Raw genomic sequence first — 19,513 nt, 5'->3', positions numbered from 1 at the left:
CACACGTGCCGCCCTGCCTGATCGAATCAGTAACATGCGCAAAGCATTATTTACAGAATATTATAGGGATTTATGTAAGCATTTTAAAGGGTAGGAGGGCCTATTTTGGTGGCGGGACCAAAGGGGGAAGGGTACAGACTATGGGGAGGGTTCCGCTGGCATGAGAGATAAACCAAAAGTCCGTCTGTCACAGAAAAGCACAGCTAGCTCAAACTTGCTAGCTGTGCTTTTTTTTGCAAAATGTCAATGCCTTTAGACTAGGCTGTTTCTCTAGTAATTGAGGTCACATGGTTGATGATTGCCTCTTGATAAGAATTGACTTTGTTAAATATGCCTGAGTATGGTTCTTTTAATAGAGGGTCTTCCAGGATCCCTTTATAATAAGGGGCCTCGTACTTAATTTGATTAAAGTTATCAGTGATGTCTTTGCCCTCTGCAATCAAGAGATTCATTTTAACCAATCCGGCCAAACATTTTTCGAACGTGAACGCCTCTAGCAAATAGGTCGAATCCTTTTTTGCCAGGATATCCTTGGCGAGGATCGTCAATCGATTCCGGGCTATTAGGCCCTCATTCATATTCGACAGCCAATCAATCTCTTCATTCTTTAATATAAGCTTCAATAAATAAGTGGATCGGGCATCATTATACTTGATAAAGCCTTCCCACATCATGTCAGTATGCTTATGCTCCATTGCTTTTTTGAAAGAATCCTTGGCTTCCTTTAGATACATCGTAAATAATTCCTTTTCTTCGCTTGATAATAAATCAAGCTTTTGCTTTACCTGATTAATTCCGTCTATGGAAAAGAAGTCGGTCTGCTCCAACCCAAACTTTTTCCGAAGAATGGAATTAGCTCTTTGGTAGTAAAATAACCCCAAATAATTAAAATAGACCGTTTGCGTAACAGAGTTTTTTAACAAAGTTCCCCGTACATCCAGGATGTTGAAAGTATCAGCCAGCTCCAGTTTTTGATAGTCAACAATCGACTTAATTAGTTTGACGGTTTCCTCGATTAAAAGTAAATTCCCTGTACTAATCGATAGAAGTGCATCCCTTTTTTTATCAATTAAGTCCAACAGCTTGGTCATTTTTTGAATATTTTCATTGCGATTTTCATCCCGTTGGTTAAATAGGTAGGGTAGGAAAACGATGATATCGATAAAGTATTGTAAATTGGCAGCAAATTCAATCGCTGTTTTTGAATTTCTTCCAAACCGCTCTGTTAATTGCTCGTACACTTTTTCACTGGCACTTTTTGAATCTTCCATATCATACTGCCTTAATAAATAGGTAAACGGGGTGACATAATTTTCGTTTTCTAGCACATTCCCTTCCATTTGAGTTAGCACATTGACGCTATCAATGGACAAATAGGTTTTCATAGCAATAATGAAGGCTGTAAAGGAAACAACGAGGCCCACTACCGTGATGGTAAACTCTACTAAACTTGTCGTGCTTTTAAAATGGTAGATTTCATAACTAATGGCAACGGAAATGATGGAACCAACGATAGTAAAAACGACCCAATTAGGAATTCGCAACTTCTTCATTTATCATACCTCACTGTTTAGTGGTTATTTTGTACTATTATACCATTTCGGGCCATCTCCATAGAGGGAGGGATCGAGATTTACTTTTCGTGCCTCAAAAAGAGATGAAGGGTATAATTTCCTATTCATAAAGTATTAGCGAAAAGGTTACTTACTTGTTAAAAGTGGGTGATACAGATACTGCATGCTTTTTGGAGTTAATAAAAGCAGGAGGGCATCTGGATACTTTAAGAGGGTGCTAGTCTCATTATCCTTTATCATTTTAGACAAGAGTCGGGGGAATGCCCCCTGCATATTATTAAATATAATCCGGTGCACTCTTTAATAGGCTCCCAATCTGACTAAAAAAAAGAGTACTCCACTTATTTCAAACACCAAAGACGTTTTTGTCACTTTTTGTTCTAAACGCGACATGACCGCCATTTGATAACCCAGACACTTCATATCAAAGACAATTCCGCTGCTGCCTAGTTCATAGGATTGGAACTCAATCTATTAAATAATAGGTAATAATAAGTTAAAATATTTATGGAACAGTAATATTTGACTAATAATCTTTTATTTAACGGTCTGAATGTGTTAGGGGTGTTTTTTTTGAAAGGGTCTTTAAATAGTACCTATCATTTAATAGATGATATGACGGATAAAGAGTATAAAGGATTTCGTGAAAAGGTTAAGCAATTGGGCGGAACGTTCATCTATCAAAATTTACAGAAGGGCAATGCGTTTTGTGTGGTGAAGAGCGGGGATGCTGCTTCCCGGATTAAATTTGAATATGAATTTAGGCAAACGGAAGAATACCGACTGACGAAAGAGTATGAGGTGGAGCAAAAGGAACAATTTTATTCCAAAGTCATCAATGAAGGGTGCTTTCATTGGTCGGAGGAGTATCTGGAGACGTTATTTTATGGTCCGGGTTCTGATACGCCTGAGCATAAGGACGATTCTTGGGAGCTCCTCGTTATCCTCTTAAATGAAGGATTACTTCGTGTGAGGGTGGAGGATTATCCGATTGTACCCATTCCTCGTGAGCGTACACAGGAGAGAGTGGAGTATGAACGATTTCTCAAAAAACAGGAGGATTCGGTGCCTGGTTATCTTGCCTGGTGCGGCCGGAATTGGCTCAACGGAAAGGGAGAGAAGCAGCCCGCTTATGACCATTCAAAGGCATTGCTAGTTGCCCCTGAACTAAAAATGGCCATAAAGCTAGGTGAGGGCAATCCCTATCAAATCATTTATAGAATACTAGCGGCGGAGGAATGGAAAACTTATGTCCACCTGCCATATGGTCCATTAAACAAATTGTATATTTTTGAAGCCACCGAACTGTTTTATCACTGGCTGCAGTATCACCGGTATGGGTCGCATTTCGAGGAACCATCCATGGAACAAAAACTGCTATCCTCCTATATTTATCACTTAAGGGGCAGTGTAAAACTCCGAAGAGATCTTGCTCAATTAGTTGCTAAGCAGCAAAGAGGGACCGAATCAGGTGCTGCAGGCAATAAAGGTCTGCTTGATGAGTTTGATGAAGGTACTCTATTTGAATTAGAGGATGCCGTTAAGATTATTCAGGATATTAAGGATGGTGAGATTTCTGTAGAACTTCTTGAGATTCTCATCAACCAGGGGGTTCTCAAGGCGCAGCGGATCAGGGATATTTGGGTCGTATCGAAACAAAATCTATTGGATTACCTTGAGGCAACAGAGGTTCAGGAAGAGGCAGAACTGGAGACAAAACCTGCTGTTGCTCCACCTCCAAAAGTGACACCTGCAAAGAGTAAACAGAAATCAACCGCCGAAGAGCTTACTTTGCAAGAAGTAAGTGAATTTATTAAAAATCATTCCAAAAACGGAAGGGGCATCGCTCCGACCATTCGGACAATCAAACATTTGATCCGGACTGGGGAGTTAAAAGCACAAAAAAGAAATAATAGTTGGATGGTCCGCAAGCAGGATTTAGAAAACTATTTACAGTCTCAACAAAAGGCTGTGGCTTCCTATAAAAAGAAAAAAGAGGTCTCAGAAAAAGAATCTTCCAAGCATAATGGTTGGACTGATACGATGGATCAAATTTTGGTAAAGCATGTGCTTGACGGGTTAATGCAAGGGAAGAAATTTGATGAAATCTTTCGCGATGGAATCAAGGAAATTGGCATGGACGGAAAACAGTGCAAAAACCGATGGTATATGAAGTGGTCCTACAAATGCAGGCATGATGTCGCCAAAATAAAGGAAGAAGCTTCTAGACGGGAGAAGCTCAAAATGCAAAATAAGGAACAGTTGGTTAAAAAAAGTGAAATAAAGAAAACGAAGAAACCTAATGATCCACATACTTATCATTGGACGGAAGACAAGGCAAGAATCCTTATTTCATCAATACTGGAGGGGACGCGAGAAGGACGGGGGTTAATGGAAACACTGGATGAAGTCTCTAAGAAAATTGGAATCTCAGCCACTGCTTGCCAATCCTATTGGTATAATAAAGCGCCAAAGCAATATAAAGAGGAATTTAAACAAATTAAGTCAGCTCAAGAAAATTGGTCTGTAGAAGAAGTTCAACTTTTGGACCATCTCATATCGGTGGAATATGCGCATCTTACACCTCTAGAAGTGCTTCCAATCGCAAGTCAACGATTGAAAAAGCATATAGATGTCGTGAGGAGAAAATTGTTTTCATTACTAAGAGAGAAACAAGGCGATGGTGTCAGAGGATCGTTCTAAAATATCAATAATTGATATTTCATTTTAGAAAACATATACTTTTTTTGAGTAAGAAAACCCTTACAGGGATGGGAGGAATGATGAAAATGAAATACAGAAGATTAGGAAAAACCGGCTTAAAAGTAAGTGAAATTAGTTTAGGCAGTTGGTTAACGTATGGGAAATCAGTGGAAGATGGTGTGGCTGAAAAGACGATACATAAAGCGTACGAATTAGGAATCAACTTTTTTGATTCTGCCAATGTATATGAGCGTGGTCAAGGTGAGCGCGTGATGGCTCAAGCCTTAAAGGAGTATCCACGTGAGTCGTATGTGATTACAACAAAAGCATTTTGGCCAATGGGAGATGGGCCTAATGACCGTGGCTTATCCAGAAAGCATGTAATCGAACAAGTAAATGCCAGCTTAAAGAGAATGAACTTAGATTATGTCGATATTTTTTACTGCCATCGCTATGATAAAGAAACCCCAGTTACAGAAACTTTAAGGGCCATTGATGATTTGATTCGTCAAGGGAAAATCCTCTATGCGGGTGTTAGTGAATGGAGCGCGGCCCAAATTGAAGAAGCCATTCGTGTGGCAGATCAATTTTTGCTAGACCGGATTGTGGTGAACCAACCGCAATATAACATGTTCCACCGTTATATTGAAAAAGAAGTCATCCCTGTGAGCGAAAAATACGGCGTAGGACAGGTGGTCTTTTCTCCGCTGGCTCAAGGTGTGTTGACAGGGAAATACAAGGGTAATAGCATTCCTGAAGATAGTCGGGCATCAAACGAATCCATTAATAGTTCTATGAAAAGAATGCTGAATGAGACGATTTTTGGAAAAGTGGACCAACTGGAGAAGTTGGCCGGTGAGTTGGAAATCACATTGCCTACTCTTGCTTTGGCATGGATTTTAAGACAGCCGAATGTTTCAAGTACATTAATTGGTGCAAGTAAACCAAGTCAAGTGGAGGAAAACGTGAAAGCAGTCGACGTTCAACTCTCAGATGAGGTTATTCAAAAAATCGAGGGCATTTTAGAATAGTCATTTTTTAAGATAGGGGGCCATGCATCATGGCCCCTTTTTCTGATATTGGGTTCAGCCCCCAGCTCAATAATCTTTCTGTTAATTCATGTTCGGTATAAATAGTATTGGAAAGTCCCCCAATTTTCTTGTTTAGCTAACTGAGGATAGGCGGATCGGAAGTGAATAATGATGAAGGTAAGTGTCGAATAAAAACCGATCGCTGTAACGAATCGCGGTTAACGCAAATAAAAGTGCAATTGCGCAAATAAACGCCGAAAACACGCAAATAAAACCAAGCAGTTCACGGAATTTGTCAGATTTTATATACAATAGTCTAATAGTTGTGTAAAATTATAGTATTGTTTGTAAAAAATGGTAACATATACGAAATTTATCTTGTATTAATTAGTAAAGGGGTATGCGTGTGAAGGGAAAACAGAGAAGAAAGTTTATTAGTATGATTAGTGTTTTGGTTCTGTTAGGAGTTCTATCGGGGTGTACCGCGGTTTTTAGGGGAGAGCTTACGAGCGAAGAAAAGTTTTATTTGCAAAATGAGGATGGGACGACCTCACGAACAGACGTAAGTAATGAAGACAATATCCGTACGGAGGTTGATGAGTCTGTTACGGTAGGCGGATTTATCGAGTCATCGCAGAATGGCCAGTCGCTTTTCTGGGTGCCTAGATACCGTGTAGGAACAGATAGACCTTTCGAGCACTATTTTGATATGGATACCGAGGTTGGCCGTCCGACCAAAATACCGGCCGGTGCATCTGTCGGGAATCTATTGATTAATCCTATGAATCCAAATCAAGTAGTGGTATCTATTAACGTTATGGATCAACAACAGAAAAATGTGGATGGATACACTCATGTGTTTGTCAGTGAAGCAAGCCCGAAAAATAATGTCATCTTTTACGATTTTGATCATGTTTTCTGGGGTATCCCTTTTGGTCCTCTTGCGGAAATGCCAGATCCTAACGCCGATCAACCAGGATGGAATCATTCCGATTCAACTTCTACGATTTTTGGAAACTACCAAGTAGACCATAGCTTCTTTGAAAAATTTGCAAATATATATGAAACTCATCAGACGAGTACTACAGCCATCAATACATTACTAGATAGCGATAATCCGAATGGGCTAGCGGCAAATACCGATTCACCCAAGGATGGGGTCGCGGCTGTTCTTGCGTTCATCAATCCTGATGTTTGGAATAAGGGCAGCTTTGCTTTGGATTTAAAGACAGGCACCACTCCATTTGGTACAGTAAACGTCAATTTGCCAAAACTAACGGCAGCACAAACCGGGGATGGAATTGTTGGGCTAAGCTGGCCAGCGGTATTTGGTGATGTAATGGGCTATCGTATTTTCCAGGATGATCAGCCAATTGCGGAGGTAACCAAAAACGAAACGACCTATGATGTGAAAGGTTTGGCTGTCGGGCAAACCTATGAATTTACGGTTAAGGGAATTATTCGAAGTGATGGCGGCCCAGTAGACAGCGTACTCGCTTTATCCACCTCCCAGGTTGTGAAGGATGTTGTTGCGCCGGCCATTACCATGAAGGGAGACAACCCGTTAACGATTCCACTAGGAGGTACATTTACCGACCCGGGCGTGACCGCCAATGACAATGTTGATGGGGATTTGACCGATAAAGTGACGGTGGCAGGTCAAGTCGATGTTAACAAACCAGGTGACTATCAGCTTGTCTATCGTGTATCGGACAAAGCAGGTAATCAAGCGGAAGCTACACGGACCGTTAAGGTAGTCGATCAAACTGGTCCTGTGATCACGTTATTGGGCGATAACCCACTATCCATCCAGCAAGGAAGCACGTTTACCGACCCAGGCGTGACCGCCAAGGATAATGTCGATGGTGATTTGACCGATAAAGTGACGGTGACTGGTCAAGTAGATGCCAATAAGCCTGGCGACTATCACCTTGTGTATCGTGTAACGGACAGTGCCGGCAATAAAGCAGAAGTCACACGCATCGTTCAAGTGAAAGCAAAAGAAGCGGCGGCCTCACCGCAAAAAGAAAATGCAGGAGGTTCACAGCAGGACGACGCGAAAGGGCCGCTGCCAGATACGGCTACGAATCTATATAACTGGCTTCTAGTGGGTAGTCTTTTCATTCTAGCAGGTGCATTCATGTATTTTAAACGAGTAAGAAGAACTCAATGATTTTAGGGTTGGACCCCAAATTATTGATGTGAAGTGTTAGAGTCGTGCTATGAGGCATGGCTCTTTTTTGGCAGTATTGAGTTCATTATTGACGGATGCCAACGCGGCTATTGAGTATATTTGCTGAATACAAGGTTTCGACATTCTTCTTCTGTTGTAAAAGATATAAATACAGTCACGAGCAGAGTTTACTCTGAAACTGGCCAAACGTTTGATTAAATGACAAATTTTTGGGCGGAATAGAGTATAAAAATCAGATAAATTAAGATTGATGTGGCCCTTATCCAAACGTTTAACTAGGATTGGCAAAGGCGGATTATGTAGAGAATAATCGGATTGGGCAGGTTGTGTAGAACATGCCGGAAATGAGTTGCCTTTTTTCAGGCAGGCTTCAACAAAGTTTTTGCGAGAATGAGGCAGGAAACTTTTATTTTTTAACGTTTCCAATGAATGTACTTAAACGTTTGTCTAGTCGACAAGCATTTTTATGATAGTGGATAAAAAAAACTACCAGTGACAATGCTTCAAAGCTAGTTAAGCCAACGTTTGGTTAGGTTGCCCGCGATCAACAATTTGACGTAAAACACCGAAGATTGTCATTGGAATTCTCCGTATGATAAAGGGCCAAAAATAATGGTAATGATGTATATTCCTACATGACTATTTGCGATTCTTTTTACGCAAGAAGTTCCGTACATATACTAGGAAAAGCAGGGGACACCCCCCTGCTTCATTAAAAAATTTCCCCAGCTGTCTTGTATATCATATTTCGAGATAAGACAACTGGTTTAGATGTATACAGCCTGGCCATTTGTTTCATCTTTTCCGTATATCCCATGCAATCGAGAATAATCGCTTTGATTGGAAACTGGTCAAGCTGTTGGATTGCCTTTATAAATGCATCCTCTTGAAAAGAATAAGGCGAGCTAGCCATCGGTATGGCAAGAAAATCGGCGCTCTTCCATTTATACATGATTGATTCTGCTTGTTCAGGGAGAGGAACGACCACTCCTACTAGTCCATCATGAAATAAGCCCTTTACCACATGGTTTAGCAGGTGATCCGGATAGACAATCGGTATCTTGCTTTTAAAAAGCGGGAACTTTCCCGTGCAGGCAAGAATAATCAAAGAAACATCTTCCTGATTCAACTCATCAATGAGCCCTTGGATCACTGGAAGGATTTTTTCCTTTGCCATAACCGCACTTCCTCCGTCCCGCAGCCGGGACACCAAGGTTGTCTCCCCGTGTTCAGGGGCAAGGTCCATGATTTCCTCAGCCGATTTACCGTCAAGAACCCCTTTTTCAATGATGGTGGTTCCTTGTGGGAAAAAGCCGCTGATGGCGGGAATCATATCCACTCTAGGCGTTTGGCCAATGGTTATGACCCCTATTGCCGGCGCCATGTCGGTTCCAGCTCCTTATCATACACTTTGTTTCCATTAATATAAGTAGCCAGCACATTCGCACGACTTTCAAATGGATGATGCGACCAGATGACAAAGTCCGCATCTTTATCCGACTCGAGCGACCCGACCCGGTCGTCAATCCCGACAAGCTTCGCCGCTTGACTTGTAATGCTCCGCAATGCCGTCACTTCATCTAACCCATAACGAACCGCCTCGGTTGCACATAAAATCAAATAATGGATTGGGATAAACGGGTGGTCGGTCATGATCGCAAACGGGATGCCAGCTTCATGGAACAGCTTTGGCGCTTCGGGCGTTAAGTTCCGCGTCTCATATTTCGTTGCCGGCAGCATATATGGCCCCAAGGTGACACTGGCGCCGCTTTCCTTGATCGCCTCTAGCATCATGTGGCCTTCCGTACAATGTTCCAGGCTAAGCTTGACGCCAAATTCCTTGCCAATCCGAATCGCAGTGGCGATATCATCCGCGCGGTGGCAGTGGAGGTGGAGCGGCATGGTTCCTTCGAGCACCTCGATAAAGGGGGCAAGCTCTGTTCCGCTTTCTAGAGCCGCCGCACGCTCGGCGTCAGTCAGTTCGAGCGCCTGTTGAAATCCCTTGCGAATCAGCTGGGCTACTGCCATCCTTGTTTGCGGCGTTTTCTTATAGGACTGGCCGAAGACATTCTTCGGATTTTCCCCAAGCGCGCCCTTCAAGCCGCTTTTCTCCACGACAATCATCTCTTCCAGTGAGCTGCCGGCTGTTTTTAAAATCGTCCATATCCCGCCAATCGGATTGGCGCTACCAGTCCCGGTCTGAACCGTTGTCACGCCGCCTTTGCGGGCCTGCTGAAACGAAAAGTGGCGGTTGTTGATGCCGTCAAGCGCAGACATCAACGGGGTGAACGGGCTCGAGTATTCGCAGGCATCATTGATGCGTTCATCAATTTCGGCCCAAATCCCGACATGCGTATGGATATCAATCAACCCGGGGGTAATGACTTGCCCCTCTGCATCAATCACCTCGGCATCCGCAGGAATCTCCGAGCTAACGCCCACTCTCACAATCTTCCCGTCCTGCACCCAAAGGTCGGCGTTCCGAAATACCGTATTTTTTTCATCCATTGTTAAAATCGTCGCTCCGCGAAAAACCGTTACCATCTTTTGACTCACTCCCATCTGTATACTTCTTTGCCTTTAATAAACGTCCGAACAGCCCGCGCCGTTAAGTCCAAAGGATGCTTATTCCATACGACAAGATCGGCAAACAGCCCTGGTTCCAGCCGTCCGGTTAGGTGGTCAATTTTTAATAGCTTGGCCGCATCCTTGGTCAGCCCGTTCAGAATGACCCGCTCGGGAACGCCTGCCTTCAATGCCAGTGCGCCTTCCTTTTGCAAATGCGTCACCGAGGCAACGGGATGGTCGGTGGCAAAGGTGAACGGTATCTCCGCATGAAACAGCGCCCCATACAGTTCCGGATCAAGATGCCTCAGCTCGCCGCGCTCTATCGGCTGAAAGCATGGCCCGGCGGCAACTGTAAGACCCTGGTCCGCCGGAAGGCCCCCGACAAACGGATACTCCGTTCCATGCACGAGCACAATCGGAAGCTTGAATTCTCGGGCAATGCGAAACGCTGTGGCAATGTCATCGGCCCGGTGCGCGCGAATAAAGACCGGATTGTCCTCGAGGCCTTCCGTACTTTGGATTTTTTTCAGTGCCTCACGGATCCGTAACGCAATTCCCATTCGGGTGAGGGGGGTCTTCGTCTGCTCCCAATAGGCATTCTTCGGAACATCCCCCATGGAAAAACTAAACCCGAGTTTCGGTACGATGATCATTTCATCTACCGTTTTTCCGGAAGTATGAATAACAGCCGTTTGGGCGCCGACCACAGCTTCTGGCCCCGAAACAATATGGACCGTGGTGACACCGAAGGCAATCGCATCGTTAAACGCTTGATCGAACGGATAAATCCCATCTGCGACCTGAAATGTGAACCCGTCTTCCTCTCCGGGCTCATAGCCGTCATTTCCTTCCCAGCGAATCCCGGTTTCCTTTAAGCCGATTTGCGAGCAGGTGTCAATGAACCCTGGCGTTACATAAAGTCCTGCCGCATCGATCCAATCGGTTTCCGGAACATCGTCATGGGTGGAGAGGACGTTCAAAATCCGGCCTTCTTCTATTAAAATCGTTTGCACAGCAAACTCACCGGTTGCCTCCTGATATACATTTGCATTTTTAATAGCGGTAACCGCCATTTGCATTCCCTTCTTTCCAATAGAATAGAAGAAAAGTAGAGATGCAGCATCTCTACTTTTCTGGATTGGGCCCCATCCGGCTGGCGGCTAATTCAAACATCACTGTCTCAGATAGCCGCAATCTGCAAGTGATATTCTAGATGACTCGCCCGTCTAAAGTCAGTTTTATTTCTTCAACCAAACATTCGTGCCATTTGGATTCACGATTTGCAAGGAAAAGTCTGGTGACACATCGAATCCTTGGACGTTTTGGCTGATACCTGCAGTTGCATCCACGGTGTCTAACTCAATGCGCGGTACATCTTTCAAGATGATTTCCAGTGCCTGCTGGTACAGCTTCGCACGTTCACCTTGATCGACCGTTTCAGAAACAGCTCTGTCTAACAGGCTGTCCACTTCTGGGTTAGAGTAGCCCTTACCGTTTCCAAGTGCGCCAATTTGCTTTGTGTGGTACAGCTGGAATAAGAAGAAATATGGATCTGGATACCATGTCCAGCCGCCGATTGACATCGGTGCATTTCCCTTCGCTACTGTATCGCTATAGGTTCCCCATTCTACTACTTTTAGTTCAACATCAATGTTTAGGTTCTTTTTCATTTGGTTTTGGAAAATGGTTCCGTATGGTACACGGGCTTCAGCCAGATAAAGTTCAGTTTTAAAGCCATCTGGGAAACCGGCTTCGGCAAGAAGTTCTTTCGCCGCTTTTGGATCGAAAGTCGGTGTGAGTTTTTCCAGATCTTTGCTATATCCCCAAGAGTCTGGCGGAAGCGGCATAAACGACTTTTGGGCTCCGCCCCATTTGTTAACGCCTTTTACAATTTCCTCGACATCCGTTGCTTTATAAATGGCTTCACGAACCTTTGGATCCGCTGTCGGCCCTTTTTTGTTGTTCAGATCTAAGTAAGTTAACGAAAGCGCTGGTTTTGAAAGAAGTTCCAGCTTGCTATCCTGCTTCACAAGTTCACGGTTTTGTCCTTTCACGTCCATACCGATATGAATATCACCGGAGCGTAAAGAGTTTACCATCATGTTTGGATCAGGGATAATTTTGAAAACGACTCCATCAAGATGCGGCTTTTCACCCCAATATTTTTCATGGCGAACAAGCTTGACTTGGGAATCTTTATCCCAGCTTGCGATTTGGAATGGACCTGTTCCGACTAAATGGCTGCCGAATTGGTCACCCCAGCCTTCTACTTCTTCTTTTGGAACAATTACGTTACCGGCATCGGTTAACATTGGCATTAACGCAGCATTTGGCTCTGCCAAATGAATCGCAACCTCGTTTTCTCCGGTAACTTCTACGCTTTCAACACCGCGCAGGCGGTTCATCGCGGATTCTTTCGCTGAACGTTCAAGGCTGTACTTTACATCCTCCGCCGTCATTTTGCGTCCATCTTGATATTCGCCAGGCTGGAAGTATGCATCGTCACGCAATGTAAAGGTATAAACCTTCATATCATCAGATACTTTCCATTCTGTCGCAAGGGCAGGGATAAATTCGCTTAGTTCCTTATTATACGCGACCAATGTATCGGCAACTGAGCGCATCACCTGAGATTCATAGACTCCGGTATATTTAATCGGGTCCATCGTTTTTGGGTTGGCCGAAAGACCGACCTTTAATTCTCCTCCATCCTGAGGCTTGCCTGCGTCTGCAGATTTTTCTCCAGAAGACTTAGATGGAGTCCCTGAATTCGATCCTGATGAACAGGCGGTAAGTGCCAATACAAGAGAGGCGACTACTAAAAACATCCAACGGCTAATACGTTTACCTTTCATGATTTCTCCCCCAATTGATTCAGATTGTGAAACGGCATTTCAAATATTGAACTTTGAAAAATACTTTATCATATTGTAAATAATCAGTAAATAAGTTTTTTAACTTTTTTAAAAATATGTTAAGTTTTGATTTTTCCTTATTTACAACCTTTTCTGCCAATGGTAAACTAATTCTCAATTCAGATACTGAAACAGTGGTTCAAATGGCGGTTCAGTTGTTTCGAATGGTGAAACTTCATTTTTCCACTTATAACTCTACATCTAGCAAACAATTATTTTTAAAAAGGGAGGCAGCTTATGGGGAAGTATATTATTAGAAGGCTGATTGATCTTCTGCCGACGATTGCGGTTGTTGCAGTGATTGTTTTCATTATTACCCGATTAATTCCCGGGGATCCGGCAGCGGTTATGCTTGGGCCTCAGGCCAGTGTCGAGGAAGTAGAAGCTTTGCGAGAAAGCCTTGGATTAAATGCTCCGTTATATGTACAGTTTCTAAACTATATTGGAGATTTGCTGCGCGGGGACTTTGGCGTATCGCTTACGTATAATGAACCAATTATCCAATTAATTATGGATCGGTTCCCGAATACGCTTATTCTAGCAATCAGTGCTCTCATTATTGCGTTTATGGTTGGTGTTCCTGCGGGGATTATATCTGCATCCAAACAAAATTCTCTATTAGATTATTCTGTTATGCTCGTGTCTTTAATAGGTGTCTCCATGCCGATTTTCTGGCTAGGGGTCATGCTCGTTCTTTACTTTAGTGTAAACTTGGGCTGGTTCCCGGCAACCGGTATGGGCTCGATGGATGAGGGGCTGATCACGTATTTGAAGCATCTGGTGCTGCCGAGCATTACGCTGGCAACCATTCCAATGGCGACGTTTGCGAGGATTACCCGTTCGAGCATGCTTGAGGTCATCTCGCAGGATTATATTAAAACTGCCCGTTCCAAAGGGTTGGGTGAGTTTTGGGTTATTTGCAAGCATGCGTTCAAAAATGCGCTTACGCCGCTTTTAACGGTGCTCGGTATGCAAATTTCCAGTTTGCTTGGCGGTGCCGTATTGACAGAAACGATTTTTAGCTGGCCGGGGATGGGCCGTTTAATTGTCGATGCCATTGATAAGCGAGATTTTGTTGTCGTTCAAGGAACGGTTCTGTTTATCGCCGTGATTTTCGTGCTCGTTAATTTATTTGTAGACATTATGTATAAGGTTGTAAATCCGCGCGTTAACTTCACCAGCAAGGGAGGGACAAAATAATGGCTGCAGTTGAAACTTCCATCACTCCTGCCAATCCGCAAAATAACAAGGTGAAAAAAGAGGCAGGTTTATTTAAAAAGCTGATTCGCAACCGCCTTGCCGCAATCGGACTGTCCATTACATTCATCATGGTCGTTATCGCCATTTTTGCCCCGTGGATTGCTACGCATCCGCCGAACGAAATGGATGTGGCCAATTCCCTTGCGGTACCCGGCTCTGAAGGTCATCTATTGGGAACCGATAACTATGGCAGGGATTTGTTTAGCCGCCTTGTTTATGGGGCGCGGATTTCCTTGATCGTCGGGGTTTCTGCCGTGGTATTCGGCGCCTTTTTCGGCACGCTGCTTGGACTGGTTTCCGGTTATTTTGGCGGACGTCTTGATTCCATCATCATGAGGACGATGGATGGATTATTCGCTTTTCCGTTTATCCTCTTAGCCATTACATTAATGACCGTGTTAGGCCAAGGCTTGTTAAACGTGATCATCGCGATCGGGGTTGCCAATATTCCGGGGTTTGCGAGAATTGTCCGCGGCCAGGTTCTTAGTGTGAAGGAAGAGGAATTTATTGAAGTAACAAAATCGCTTGGCGCCACAAACGGGCGAATTATTTTTCAACATGTCTTGCCAAACTGTACGGCTCCGTTAATTGTGTATGGAACGATGAGCGTGGCCGGTGCGATTATTTCGGAAGCTGCGCTCAGCTTCTTGGGACTGGGCGTCCAGCCTCCGACTGCATCATGGGGCAGTATTTTAAAGGACGGAAAAGACTTTTTAGTCTTGAGCCCTCATATGGCAACCTTCTCCGGGTTTGCAATTTTGCTTACAGTCCTTGGCATCAATTTATTCGGCGACGGGCTGCGAGACGCCCTCGATCCAAAAATGAAAGTGTAGAAGCTAGGAGGTGAATGCCAATGTCAGATGTATTATTAAAAGTTGATGATTTGGAAGTGCATTTTCGCTCTTCATCTTCTGTTGTGAAAGCTGTGAATGGCGTTAGTTTTACCTTGAAGAAGAAAGAAACGCTCGGCATTGTCGGGGAGTCTGGTTCCGGTAAAAGTGTGACGGCCACCGCGCTGCTACGGCTGATTCCAAACCCTCCCGGAAAAATTGCCGGCGGGAAAATTCAGTTTGACGGGAAAGACCTCTTGGCGCTATCGGAAAAACAAATGCGCGCGGTCCGAGGCAATGAGATTTCGATGATCTTCCAGGATCCGATGACAAGCTTGAATCCCGTGTTTACGGTTGGAAACCAAATCATGGAATCGATTCGCACGCATCGTAAGGTTTCAAAAAAAGAAGCCAAGCAGGCCGCGATTGACATGTTAAAGCTCGTTGGCATCCCGGAGGCGGAAAAGCGCATCGATATGTATCCTCATGAATTTTCAGGGGGCATGCGTCAACGGGTGATGATTGCGATCGCCCTTGCCTGTAATCCAAAGCTGTTAATTGCCGACGAACCGACAACGGCACTTGATGTGACGGTTCAGGCCCAAATTTTGGATTTAATGAGGAATCTTCAGGATACCATTAACACGTCGATTATTATGATTACCCATGACTTAGGGGTCGTTTGGGAAATGTGCGACCAGGTGATTGTCATGTATGCCGGAAACACCGTGGAATCGGGCAGTGTCAAAGCGATTTTTGATAATCCGCTTCATCCCTATACGTGGGGATTATTAGATTCCCAGATTACGAGTGAAATCGGCAACGAGGAGAAGCTGTCGGCCATTCCGGGGACGCCGCCGGATTTGCGCCAGGAGATCAAGGGCTGCCACTTTGCCGAACGCTGCTCCTATGCACAGGATCTCTGCCGGTCGCAGAAGCCGGAGCTGATTGAAGTTGAGGAAGGCCATTTTGCCTCCTGCCATTTCCAAACAAAAGCGACTCGGCTGGAGAGAAAGGAGAAGGCTTATCATGGCTGAAACGATTATTAAAGTAGAAAACTTGAAAAAGCATTTTCCGATCCAGTCCGCGCTTCCGTTTAAAAAATCAACCCAAAGCGTCAAAGCTGTCGACGGTGTCAACTTTGAGGTGTTCCGTGGCGAAACGCTCGGGATTGTCGGTGAATCCGGTTGCGGCAAGTCAACGATGGCGCGGCTGATTAACCAATTGATCCGCCCTACTGAAGGCAAGGTTTTGTTTAATGGCCAGGATTTGGCGGTCATGGGGACAAAGGACATCCGCGCAACAAGAAAATCCATTCAAATGGTGTTTCAAAATCCTTATGCGTCACTGGACCCGAGAAAAACGATAAAACAGCTGATTGCAGAGCCACTGGAAATTCATAACGTCGGTACGAAGCAGTCGCGTCTGGAGCGCGTCTATGAATTGCTCGATGTCGTCGGACTAAGCAGCTACCATGCTGACCGTTATCCGCACGAATTTTCCGGCGGGCAGCGCCAGCGGATCAATATCGCCCGCGCGCTCGCGTTAAACCCCGATGTGATTATTTGCGATGAACCAGTCTCTGCCCTGGATGTTTCGGTGCAGGCACAGGTTATTAATCTATTAAAAGATTTGCAGAAACAGTTCAAGCTTACGTATATATTTATCTCGCACGATTTAAATGTGGTCCGCTATATGTGTGACCGAATTGCCGTCATGTATTTGGGGAGAATCGTGGAAATGGGCACGTACGAAGAAATCTACCAAAACCCGCTCCACCCGTATACGAAAGCACTGCTGTCGGCGGTGCCAAAGGAAAGTCCATATGAAAAGAAGGAACGGATTCTATTAAAAGGCGATGTGCCCAGTCCGGTGAACCCGCCATCCGGCTGTCATTTCCACCTGCGCTGTCCGCATGCAACCGAAAGCTGCAAAACAAAAGTACCGCATCTAAAACAACACGAAAGTAAACAGACGGTAGCCTGTCACCTCTATTAAAAACCGAACAGTGACAGGCACCACCTGAGTTTTGTCGGCATCAACCGAGATGTGTCGATGCCCACACTCACACTTACTATAAATCGGAGGGTTTTATACTATGTCGTTAAAGCATGTAATGGAATTATTGGAAGTGTTAGATAGTGTTCATGTAACAGGAGAGGATGTTAAAAAACACCTTGAGGCCATCTCGACCTATGGTGAAATTACCGTTGAAACGGTTGAAGGAAAAAAAGGCTCGACTGACTTCATCAAAATCGTCGTCCCAGGTGAAGATGGAAAATCCACGGGGGGAGATGCCCCTACTTTAGGCATTATCGGCCGTCTCGGCGGCATCGGTGCCCGTCCGGAGGTAAAAGGCTTTGTATCTGACGGCGATGGAGCACTGTCCTGTGTTGCCGCGGCAGCGAAACTATTGGATATGGCCGGCAAAGGCGACCGCCTGAAAGGCGATGTCATCCTAACGACTCACATTTGTCCGACTGCGCCAACCTTGCCGCATGATCCTGTTCCATTCATGGATTCACCGGTCGACATCCTCGCGATGAACCAGCATGAAGTGACTGAGGAAATGGACGCCATTCTATCGATCGATACCACCAAAGGCAATATGATCACCAATCATAAAGGCTTCGCGATCACACCAACTGTCAAGGAAGGCTATATTTTAAAAATCAGCACTGATTTACTGCATGTTTACACCCAATCAGCAGGCATTCTGCCAGTTACCCTGCCCATTACGACACAGGATATTACTCCGTATGGTAACGGTGTATACCATGTTAATAGCATTCTCCAGCCTGCGGTTGCAACCAAGAGCCCGGTAGTCGGTGTAGCCATCACGACGGAAACGGCAGTAGCTGGCTGCGGAACTGGTGCAACTCATCCAACAGATGTAGAGCAGGTTGTCCGCTTTGTGATCGAAGTGGCTAAACTTTACGGCGAAAATAAGTGTGCTTTCTATGATGCGGAAGAATTCAGCCGCTTAGAGCAGTTATATGGGAAAATGACGCATTTACAAACAAAAGGAAATCAGGTGACGGCAGGATGACTGATTTAACTGCATTAAAACAACAATTAATCGATGAAGTCGAAGCCAGACAGGATGAATTGATTGAACTGTGCAGCAACTTAATAAAGATTCCAAGTGAAAACCCTCCGGGAGACTCAACAGAAATCTCACAATTTATTGCCGATTATCTGGCACAATTTGACTTGAAAACCGATTGGCATGAATCGACTGATAAAATGTTTAACCTTATCTCCAGCATTGGCCAGGACGAGGGCAAGCATCTTATCTATTGCGGCCATACCGATGTTGTGCCGGCAGGTGATCTGTCAAAGTGGGATTTTGATCCATTTTCCGGTGAAGTGAAAGACGGCTGGCTGCTCGGCCGCGGCGCGAGCGACATGAAAGCTGGCCTTGGCGGAATTATTTTTGCTTACGCCTTATTAAAACGCCTTCATGTCGAGCTTCCTGGCAAGCTGACACTGGCCATCGTTCCCGATGAAGAAACCGGCGGTGAGTTCGGGGTCCCTTGGCTACTGGAAAACGGCCTGATTAAAGGGGATGGCGCATTGATTGCCGAGCCTTCCTCCTGGCTAAATCCGACCATCGGACAGAAAGGTTCGTACTGGTTCGAGCTTGAGGTATTCGGTGAGCCCGGCCATGGTAGTTTGTCACCGTTGGCTGGAAACAATGCCATCACCGATGCCATTGCAGCCATTGAAAAAATCAGAACCCTATGGGATCTCGAAATTACGATTCCTGAAGAGGTTCAAGGCTTAATCGATGTTTCCAAAAAGTATATGCGTGAGGTTGAAAAAGAGCGCGAGAGGTTCCAGCCGGTTTTAGAAAAAATCACAGTCAATATTGGCACCATCCAAGGCGGAACAAAATCCAACGTTATTCCTGAAAGCTGTAAGGTTCAGGTTGATTGCCGCCTGCCATTCGGGGTGACCCGTGATGAGGTAACAGCCTACTTAAAGAAGAACCTCGATGAACTGGGCATCCGCTATGAAATCCGCCCATTCGGGTTCCGCAGCCATGCCAACTATACACCTGCGAGCGATCCGGTGTGTAAGGCCATCGTCGACAACATTTCCTATGTGACCGGCGAAGAGGCATACGGCGTGATGCAGTGGGCGAGCAGCGATGCGCGCCACTTCAGAGATTACAACATCCCGGTCCTTCAATACGGACCAGCCTATTTACCGACCATCCATGGCTATAACGAAAGGGTTCGCGTTGAGGATATCGTTCGCTGTGCCAAGGTTTACGCCGCAGCGGTCATTGATTTTCTGTTTGAACAATAATTCAGATACCGGCGGCGCCTTACTACACGCTGCCCAGGATTTTGATAGCAGTTATTCCTCTAAGCCCTTTTTCCCTTTACAGTTTAGAGGAATAACTGTTTCTTATTGTGATAAAACACTTGCA

The 19,513-nt window shown here is 44.9% G+C and carries 14 protein-coding genes; 9 read left to right on the top strand and 5 right to left on the bottom strand.

What is annotated here, in order from left to right:
- Nucleotides 1-257: 257 nt before the first annotated feature.
- Nucleotides 258-1,553 carry a hypothetical protein gene (locus tag M3234_RS02425; RefSeq protein WP_262303151.1) on the bottom strand — a complete coding sequence of 432 codons (1,296 nt, stop codon included), beginning with the start codon at nucleotides 1,551-1,553 and terminating at the stop codon, nucleotides 258-260.
- Nucleotides 1,554-2,147: 594 nt separating this feature from the next.
- Here M3234_RS02425 and M3234_RS02420 point away from each other — a divergent pair.
- The 3 genes from M3234_RS02420 to M3234_RS29500 all read left to right on the top strand — a co-directional run bounded on the left by M3234_RS02420 (nucleotide 2,148) and on the right by M3234_RS29500 (nucleotide 7,481).
- Complete coding sequence (locus tag M3234_RS02420) at nucleotides 2,148-4,277, top strand: helix-turn-helix domain-containing protein (protein ID WP_262303150.1); 2,130 nt, start codon at nucleotides 2,148-2,150, stop codon at nucleotides 4,275-4,277.
- Between the two features lie 86 nt (nucleotides 4,278-4,363).
- Nucleotides 4,364-5,308, top strand: coding sequence for an aldo/keto reductase family protein (locus M3234_RS02415; protein WP_262303149.1), 945 nt, complete (start codon nucleotides 4,364-4,366; stop codon nucleotides 5,306-5,308).
- A gap of 406 nt (nucleotides 5,309-5,714) precedes the next feature.
- A complete protein-coding gene (locus M3234_RS29500; protein WP_262303148.1) occupies nucleotides 5,715-7,481 on the top strand; it encodes a DUF5011 domain-containing protein in 1,767 nt (588 codons plus the stop codon).
- A 733-nt stretch (nucleotides 7,482-8,214) separates the two neighbouring features.
- Here M3234_RS29500 and M3234_RS02405 read toward each other — a convergent pair.
- From M3234_RS02405 to M3234_RS02390, 4 genes are all read right to left on the bottom strand, one after another.
- Nucleotides 8,215-8,886 carry an AroM family protein gene (locus M3234_RS02405; RefSeq protein ID WP_262303147.1) on the bottom strand — a complete coding sequence of 224 codons (672 nt, stop codon included), beginning with the start codon at nucleotides 8,884-8,886 and terminating at the stop codon, nucleotides 8,215-8,217.
- The gene (locus tag M3234_RS02400; protein ID WP_285858197.1) at nucleotides 8,871-10,046 is read right to left on the bottom strand and encodes an amidohydrolase; all 1,176 of its coding nucleotides are present in this window, start codon (nucleotides 10,044-10,046) and stop codon (nucleotides 8,871-8,873) included. The genes M3234_RS02405 and M3234_RS02400 overlap by 16 nt, the downstream gene beginning before the upstream one ends.
- An 8-nt stretch (nucleotides 10,047-10,054) precedes the next feature.
- Nucleotides 10,055-11,143, bottom strand: coding sequence for an amidohydrolase family protein (locus M3234_RS02395; RefSeq protein ID WP_262303146.1), 1,089 nt, complete (start codon nucleotides 11,141-11,143; stop codon nucleotides 10,055-10,057).
- 165 nt (nucleotides 11,144-11,308) lie between these two features.
- Nucleotides 11,309-12,925, bottom strand: coding sequence for an ABC transporter substrate-binding protein (locus tag M3234_RS02390; protein ID WP_262303145.1), 1,617 nt, complete (start codon nucleotides 12,923-12,925; stop codon nucleotides 11,309-11,311).
- Between the two features lie 297 nt (nucleotides 12,926-13,222).
- Here M3234_RS02390 and M3234_RS02385 point away from each other — a divergent pair, with 297 nt between their 5' ends.
- From M3234_RS02385 to M3234_RS02360, 6 genes are all read left to right on the top strand, one after another.
- A complete protein-coding gene (locus tag M3234_RS02385; RefSeq protein WP_262303144.1) occupies nucleotides 13,223-14,185 on the top strand; it encodes an ABC transporter permease in 963 nt (320 codons plus the stop codon).
- On the top strand, nucleotides 14,185-15,078 hold the full coding sequence (locus tag M3234_RS02380) for an ABC transporter permease (RefSeq protein ID WP_262303143.1): 894 nt from the start codon (nucleotides 14,185-14,187) through the stop codon (nucleotides 15,076-15,078). Before M3234_RS02385 ends, M3234_RS02380 begins: the two co-directional genes overlap by 1 nt.
- A 20-nt stretch (nucleotides 15,079-15,098) precedes the next feature.
- Nucleotides 15,099-16,112 (top strand): ABC transporter ATP-binding protein, encoded by a 1,014-nt coding sequence (locus M3234_RS02375; protein ID WP_285858195.1) that lies wholly within the window; start codon nucleotides 15,099-15,101, stop codon nucleotides 16,110-16,112.
- Complete coding sequence (locus tag M3234_RS02370; protein ID WP_262303141.1) at nucleotides 16,105-17,073, top strand: ABC transporter ATP-binding protein; 969 nt, start codon at nucleotides 16,105-16,107, stop codon at nucleotides 17,071-17,073. The genes M3234_RS02375 and M3234_RS02370 overlap by 8 nt, the downstream gene beginning before the upstream one ends.
- Before the next feature lie 100 nt (nucleotides 17,074-17,173).
- Nucleotides 17,174-18,124, top strand: a complete 951-nt coding sequence (locus M3234_RS02365; RefSeq protein WP_262303140.1) for a DUF1177 domain-containing protein — start codon at nucleotides 17,174-17,176, stop codon at nucleotides 18,122-18,124.
- Nucleotides 18,121-19,389, top strand: coding sequence for a M20 family metallopeptidase (locus tag M3234_RS02360; protein ID WP_262303139.1), 1,269 nt, complete (start codon nucleotides 18,121-18,123; stop codon nucleotides 19,387-19,389). The genes M3234_RS02365 and M3234_RS02360 overlap by 4 nt, the downstream gene beginning before the upstream one ends.
- Nucleotides 19,390-19,513 lie beyond the last annotated feature (124 nt).

This window comes from Neobacillus niacini (assembly GCF_023715785.1).
GTDB lineage: Bacteria > Bacillota > Bacilli > Bacillales > Cytobacillaceae > Neobacillus > Neobacillus niacini_E.
Note: the sequence above shows the minus strand (reverse complement) of the source record. Positions and strands in the feature narration are given on the sequence as shown.

Coding starts and splice junctions, on each gene's coding strand:
- M3234_RS02405 (WP_262303147.1), bottom strand. CDS start 8,886: ATGGCGCCGGCAATAGGGGTCATAACCATTGGCCAAACGCCTAGAGTG.
- M3234_RS02370 (WP_262303141.1), top strand. CDS start 16,105: ATGGCTGAAACGATTATTAAAGTAGAAAACTTGAAAAAGCATTTTCCG.
- M3234_RS02365 (WP_262303140.1), top strand. CDS start 17,174: ATGTCGTTAAAGCATGTAATGGAATTATTGGAAGTGTTAGATAGTGTT.
- M3234_RS02375 (WP_285858195.1), top strand. CDS start 15,099: ATGTCAGATGTATTATTAAAAGTTGATGATTTGGAAGTGCATTTTCGC.
- M3234_RS02425 (WP_262303151.1), bottom strand. CDS start 1,553: ATGAAGAAGTTGCGAATTCCTAATTGGGTCGTTTTTACTATCGTTGGT.
- M3234_RS02380 (WP_262303143.1), top strand. CDS start 14,185: ATGGCTGCAGTTGAAACTTCCATCACTCCTGCCAATCCGCAAAATAAC.
- M3234_RS02385 (WP_262303144.1), top strand. CDS start 13,223: ATGGGGAAGTATATTATTAGAAGGCTGATTGATCTTCTGCCGACGATT.
- M3234_RS02400 (WP_285858197.1), bottom strand. CDS start 10,046: ATGGTAACGGTTTTTCGCGGAGCGACGATTTTAACAATGGATGAAAAA.
- M3234_RS02390 (WP_262303145.1), bottom strand. CDS start 12,925: ATGAAAGGTAAACGTATTAGCCGTTGGATGTTTTTAGTAGTCGCCTCT.
- M3234_RS02415 (WP_262303149.1), top strand. CDS start 4,364: ATGAAATACAGAAGATTAGGAAAAACCGGCTTAAAAGTAAGTGAAATT.
- M3234_RS02360 (WP_262303139.1), top strand. CDS start 18,121: ATGACTGATTTAACTGCATTAAAACAACAATTAATCGATGAAGTCGAA.
- M3234_RS02395 (WP_262303146.1), bottom strand. CDS start 11,143: ATGGCGGTTACCGCTATTAAAAATGCAAATGTATATCAGGAGGCAACC.